Raw genomic sequence first — 5,988 nt, 5'->3', positions numbered from 1 at the left:
AAAATTCGGCAGTGAAAAAATCCGACTCACGGCCCGGGAATAATATAATATCTTCACGCCTACGGCCAGAAAAAACCGGCGCTCGGCGACGAGGCTTTGGGCGGGCCGGGAGAAATTGCAGCGAAAGGGGTGGCGCCCGGGTTGAAATGCGGGTAGAATGAGCCGGTTGCCGCTTCCGGAGGTGGCCAATTTCTTGCATTTGGAGGCTCCCGACGGTGCAGGGAGTTCATGAAACACTGTTTTTCCGATCCTGTTTTTGTGTGAAATTTTAGAATTAAAATAACCCCTTCTGATGAAGATAAAATTGTTTGACAGGGGGTCAAGATATGTTTTATAAGCTCCGGTCAGACCAATTTTTCCCAAGGTAGACCTATGGCTGAATTGCTGCTGATCCTGGTTGGCGCCGTTTTCGTCAACAACTTCGTTCTCGCCCGGTTCCTCGGCATCTGCCCCTTCCTCGGCGTCTCGAAGAAGGTGGAGACGGCCCTGGGGATGGGAATGGCGGTCATCTTCGTGATGACCGTTGCCTCGGTCGTGACCTGGTTCATCCAGTACTTCGTGCTGATCCCCTTCGGCATCGAATACCTGCAGACCATAGCCTTCATCCTGGTGATCGCCTCGCTGGTGCAGATGGTGGAGATGATCGTGCAGAAGGCGAGCCCGGTGCTCTACCAATCGCTGGGGATCTATCTGCCGCTGATCACCACCAACTGCGCCGTACTCGGTGTAGCGGTGCTCAATATCCAGAAGGGCTACTCCTTTCTCGAGACGGTGATCTTCGCCCTCGGCGCTTCGATTGGCTTTACTCTGGCGATGGTGCTTTTTGCCGGCCTGCGTGAACGTCTCGATCTGTGCCCCGTGCCAAAAAGTTTTCGCGGCACCGCCATCGCTCTGGTGACGGCGGGCCTGCTGTCGCTTGCGTTCATGGGGTTTGCGGGACTGGTCAAGGGATAGTCCGGAGCCCAGGGTCCAATGTCTAAGGGAAAGTAAGAGGTTTGAACTCGGGACCTTGGACATCGGACCCGTGACGTTGGACTCGATTTTGAGGTTATTATGCTTGCAGCGATTTTGAGTCTGGGCGGCATCGGCCTTGCGGCCGCGGTCGCTCTTGGTTTTGCCGCCAAGAAGTTCGCCGTCGAAGTCGACCCGCGGGAGCTGGCCGTGGCCGAGGTCCTCTCGGGAGCCAATTGCGGGGCCTGCGGCTATCCTGGCTGCGCTGCCTACGCCAAGGCGGTCGCCACCGGCGAGGCAGCCCCCAACCTCTGCACCCCCGGCGGCGCTTCGACGGTGGACAAGATCGCCCACATCATGGGGGTGGCGGCGGTGACGGCCTCTCCGCAGATCGCCGTCGTGCTCTGCCAGGGGGACAATCCTAAGGCGAAGGCGAAGTACCGCTACCTCGGAGTGGCCGACTGCAACGCTGCTCAGAAGATCGCCGACGGCCCCAAGGAGTGCCCCGGCGGCTGCCTCGGCCTGGGGACCTGCGCCCGCGTCTGCCCGTTCGGCGCCATCGAGATCACCCCGGAGGGTCTGGCGGTGATCAGCCGCGAGAAGTGCACCGGCTGCAAAAAGTGCGTCCCCGCCTGCCCGCGCAGCGTCATCCGCATGGCCCCCCTCGACGCTACGGTGCACGTGCTCTGCAACAGCCGCGACAAGGGGGCGGTGGTGCGCAAGTATTGCCAGGTCGGCTGCATCGCCTGCCATATCTGCGCCAAGACCGTCCCCGAGGCCTACGTGGTGGAGGAGAACCTGGCCCGGGTGGTGTACGAGCACTACGACCAGGCTGCCCCGGCGGTGGCCAAGTGCCCCACCAAATGCATCCGCGATTTTGTCGAGGGCTACCCGGAAGGGAGTACCTTCGCCCCGCCGGTGGTGCCGGTCAAAGCCGAGGCAGCCGCTTAAAGGGCGTTGCTACATGGAGAAAAACCAGCAGCCGAACAAGGCTGTTCAGCCGCAGATGACGCAGATTAAAAATTCAGGTTTTTCCATCTGCGTTAATCTGTGAAATCTGCGGACACAGCTTTTTTTGATTGAGAAGACGCGACCGATGAAACTCAAGACCTTCCCCGGCGGGCTGCACCCGCCCGACAACAAAGAATGGTCGGCCAACAAGGCAATCGAAACCTGCCCCCTGCCGGGCGAGTTGGTGATTCCGCTCGCCCAGCACATCGGCGCGCCGGCCGAGCTCTGCGTGGCCAAGGGAGACCACGTCAAGAAGGGGCAGGTGATCGGCACTGCCAAGGGGTTCGTCTCGGTGCCGGTGCATTCGTCAACTTCTGGCGAAGTGACAGCAATCGAACCGCGGCCGCATGCCAGCGGGCGCAATCTCCCCGCCGTGGTCATCCGTCCTGACGGCGAAGACACCTGGGTGGAAGGAATCAGCGGGGCCGACCCGGAGACTCTTTCCCCCGATGCGATCCGCGAGTGCATCCGCGCCGCCGGCATCGTCGGCATGGGTGGCGCCACCTTCCCTGCCCACGTCAAGCTGACGCCGCCTGAGAACAAGCCGATCCACACCCTGGTCATAAACGGCGTCGAGTGCGAGCCGTACCTGACCGCGGACCACCGGTTGATGCTGGAAGAGACGGATAGGGTTCTCGACGGCATTGTTATCCTGAAACGGGTCCTCGGCGTCGCGCGTGCCCAGGTCGGCATCGAGGCGAATAAGCCCGACGCCATCGAAGTGATGACCAAGGCCTGCGCCGGCAAGGGGATTGAGGTCGTACCGCTCGCGGTGAAGTACCCGCAGGGGGCGGAGAAACAGCTGATCCTGGCTCTGACCGGCCGTGAGGTCCCCTCTGGCGGGCTGCCGATGGATGTCGGGGTCGTGGTGCAGAATGTCGGCACCGCCGCTGCCGTCAGCGACGCGGTGCGCCGCGGTCTGCCGCTGATTGAGCGAATCGCCACCGTTACCGGCCCCGGCGTCACCACCCCGAAGAACCTGCGAGTGCGCGTCGGCACGCCGCTCACCCATCTGGTCGAGTTTTGCGGCGGGCTCAAAGGAGATCCGGCCAAGATCATCATGGGCGGGCCGATGATGGGCGCTACCCAACTCTCTCTCGATGTCCCCGCCACCCGCGGCACTTCCGGAGTGCTGCTCTTTCGTGAAGGGGAAATCCCGCTGCGCCCGGAGGGGCCATGCATTCGCTGCGGCCGCTGCGTTCAGGTCTGCCCGGCGCATATCATGCCGACCACCATCGCCGCTTACGCCCGCCTCGATCTGATCGCCGAGGCCGAAGAGTTCGGCGCCATGGACTGCATCGAGTGCGGCTGCTGCACCTACACCTGTCCTGCCACCCTCCCCCTGGTGCAAGCGATCCGCTACGGCAAGGGAGCGATCCTGGCCAAGCGAAGGAAGGTCTGACGTGGAGAAACAGCTCTATCTTTCCTCTTCCCCCCATATCCATTCGGGCGAGACGACCGACAAGGTAATGCGGGCGGTCATTTATGCGCTGCTGCCCGCCTGCGCCGTCGCGGTTTACTTCTTTGGTCTTGCGGCCCTCGGTGTCCTGCTCATCTGCACCCTTGGCTGCGTTGCCGCCGAGGCCGTCTGCCAGCGCCTGATGGGCAAGGCCCCCACCACCGCCGACGGCAGCGCGGCGCTCACCGGCATCCTGCTTGCCCTGAATCTGCCGTCCTCCAGCCCATGGTGGATGGCCCTGATCGGCTCGGCAGTGGCGATCGCCGTCGGCAAGCAGGTTTACGGGGGGCTGGGCTACAACCCCTTTAATCCTGCCTTGGTCGCCCGGGTGGTTCTGTTGATCTCCTTTCCGGTGCAGATGACCACCTGGACGGCGCCGGCCCCGTTGGGCTCCGGTATCGACGCGGTGACCTCTGCTACCCCCCTTGGCGAGATGAAGACGGCGGTGATGCTCACCGGCCAGATCCCTGCCGCCCTGCAGGGGCCCTACGGCGACTACTTTACCGGCAACATGGCCGGCTCGCTAGGCGAAGTCTCCGCTGCCGCCCTGCTGCTCGGGGGCTTTTTCCTGCTCGCCAGGCGCATCATCACCTGGCACATTCCCGTCAGCTACCTCGGCACCGTGGTGGTTTTCGGGGGCCTCTTCTGGGTGCTCGATCCGGCGCGCTACCCTGGGCCGCTATTTCACCTGCTGACCGGCGGCCTGCTGCTCGGCGCCTTCTTCATGGCCACCGACATGGTGACCTCCCCCATTACCGGTCGCGGGATGCTCCTTTTCGGTTTCGGCTGCGGCCTGATCACTGTGCTGATCCGCCTCTTCGGCGGCTATCCGGAGGGGGTCTCCTTCGCCATCCTGCTGATGAACGCCGTCACCCCGCTGATCGATCGCTTCACCAGACCGAAGAAATTCGGTTTCGTTGCGCCACCGGGCTAGGGAAGGAATCATGAAAGATATCAGCAGACTCGCTCTGGTTCTGACCATCATCGCCGTCGGCGCCGGACTAATCCTCTCCATGGTGGAGGGCATGACCCGTGAGCCGATTGCCGAGCAGCGCCGCCTGGAAACCCTCAAGGCTCTCAAGGCGGTTCTCCCCCCCATCGACAACGCCCCCGACGCCGACACCGTCAGCATGGTGACCGGCCAGGACAAGAAGGGGAGGGAACTCAGTCGCACCTTCTACCGCGGACGGAAGGAAAACACGCTGGCCGGAGTAGCCTTCAAGGTGACCGCACCCGACGGCTACAGCGGCAATATCGAGATCATGGTCGGGATCACCCCGGAGGGGATGGTCACCGGCGTCGAGATCCTCACTCATGCTGAGACGCCCGGCTTGGGGAGCAAGATCGTCGAGCCCTGGTTCAAGGAGCAGTTCCGCGGCAAGGGGCTGGAGAATTACGACTGGCGGGTGAAGAAGGACGGCGGCCAGTTCGATCAGATCACAGGCGCCACCATCTCCCCCCGGGCGGTAGTGACGGCGGTGAAGGCGGGGCTCGAATTCTATCGCGACCACCGGCAGGAGATTGCCGAAGCGGCGAGGAGGGAAGGATGAACCTGGTCCGCGAGTTTGCCAAGGGGCTCTGGCGGGAAAATCCCATCTTCAAGCTGGTGCTGGGGATGTGCCCGACGCTGGCAGTGACGACAAGTGCCATCAACGGCCTGGGAATGGGACTGGCCACCACCTTCGTGCTGGTCTGCTCCAACGCGGCCGTTGCCCTGCTGCGCAAGGTGATTCCGTCGCAGGTGCGCATCCCGGCCTACATCGTGCTGATCGCCTCCTTCGTCACCGTCGTCCAGCTTTGTATGGAGGCCTACGTCTACGACCTCTACAAGGCGCTCGGCATCTTCATTCCGCTGATCGTCGTCAACTGCATCATACTCGGCCGGGCCGAGGCCTTCGCCGGCAAGAATGCCGTTCTTCCCTCGCTGATCGATGGCTCTGGCATGGGCTTAGGGTTCACTCTCGCCCTCTTTGTCCTCGGCTCGGTGCGCGAGCTCTTCGGCTCCGGCTCTGTGCTTGGCTTCAGCCTCTTCGGTGCTGCCTATCCCCCCTTTCTGCTGCTCATCCTCCCCCCCGGTGCCTTCATCACCCTCGGTCTGCTGCTGGCGCTGATGAACCGCCTGGAAGCCTCTCGCAAGTAACGTTCTTCTTTGATTCAGACAACGTATCGGAGCGGCCGAGCGGCGATTTCCGTTTGGCGCGGCCTGGCGCTGGTGAATGAGTCCGGTCAGCTCCGGGTTGAAATGCCTGCGGTTTCAACCCCAATCCTCCCCCGTCTGGCCTGCAAATGCCGGGGACCGGCATGGCCATAAATCTTGTGGTCAGCCTGCCCGGCACAAAGAAGCAGTGGCTGTGGCCGCCGAAGGCGGCTGTCCTCAACCCGTTTCGCACGCCCGGCGCACGCCCCCGGGCACCCTCCGCTGAGCCTGAAAAGTCCTGTTAAATCGTTGTTCTGACACTAAAAATGCGCATACAGTATACAGTATTTTTTCCTTGACAAAGGTTTTAATTTATCCTAACTTGCACACGGCCGTGCCCCGTGGAAGCCATCCCTGAAAAAGCAGGAAT

General features: G+C 62.3%; 6 protein-coding genes. All 6 read left to right on the top strand.

Annotation, left to right across the window (positions count from 1 at the left end):
- The first annotated feature begins 372 nt into the window (after positions 1–372).
- The 6 genes from rsxA to VD811_06605 all read left to right on the top strand — a co-directional run bounded on the left by rsxA (position 373) and on the right by VD811_06605 (position 5,561).
- Entirely contained in the window at positions 373–954 is a 582-nt protein-coding gene (gene rsxA / locus VD811_06630) for an electron transport complex subunit RsxA (protein ID HXV20646.1), read from the top strand.
- A gap of 99 nt (positions 955–1,053) precedes the next feature.
- Complete coding sequence (locus VD811_06625) at positions 1,054–1,902, top strand: RnfABCDGE type electron transport complex subunit B (protein HXV20645.1); 849 nt, start codon at positions 1,054–1,056, stop codon at positions 1,900–1,902.
- A 145-nt stretch (positions 1,903–2,047) separates the two neighbouring features.
- Positions 2,048–3,364, top strand: coding sequence for an electron transport complex subunit RsxC (gene rsxC / locus VD811_06620; protein HXV20644.1), 1,317 nt, complete (start codon positions 2,048–2,050; stop codon positions 3,362–3,364).
- A 1-nt stretch (position 3,365) separates the two neighbouring features.
- Positions 3,366–4,355 (top strand): RnfABCDGE type electron transport complex subunit D, encoded by a 990-nt coding sequence (locus tag VD811_06615; protein HXV20643.1) that lies wholly within the window; start codon positions 3,366–3,368, stop codon positions 4,353–4,355.
- 10 nt (positions 4,356–4,365) lie between these two features.
- On the top strand, positions 4,366–4,971 hold the full coding sequence (locus VD811_06610) for an RnfABCDGE type electron transport complex subunit G (GenBank protein HXV20642.1): 606 nt from the start codon (positions 4,366–4,368) through the stop codon (positions 4,969–4,971).
- Entirely contained in the window at positions 4,968–5,561 is a 594-nt protein-coding gene (locus VD811_06605; GenBank protein ID HXV20641.1) for an electron transport complex subunit E, read from the top strand. The genes VD811_06610 and VD811_06605 overlap by 4 nt, the downstream gene beginning before the upstream one ends.
- Positions 5,562–5,988 lie beyond the last annotated feature (427 nt).

The organism is Desulfuromonadales bacterium (assembly GCA_035620395.1).
Lineage (GTDB): Bacteria > Desulfobacterota > Desulfuromonadia > Desulfuromonadales > DASPGW01 > DASPGW01.
This window is presented reverse-complemented; position numbering and strand designations above follow the sequence as displayed.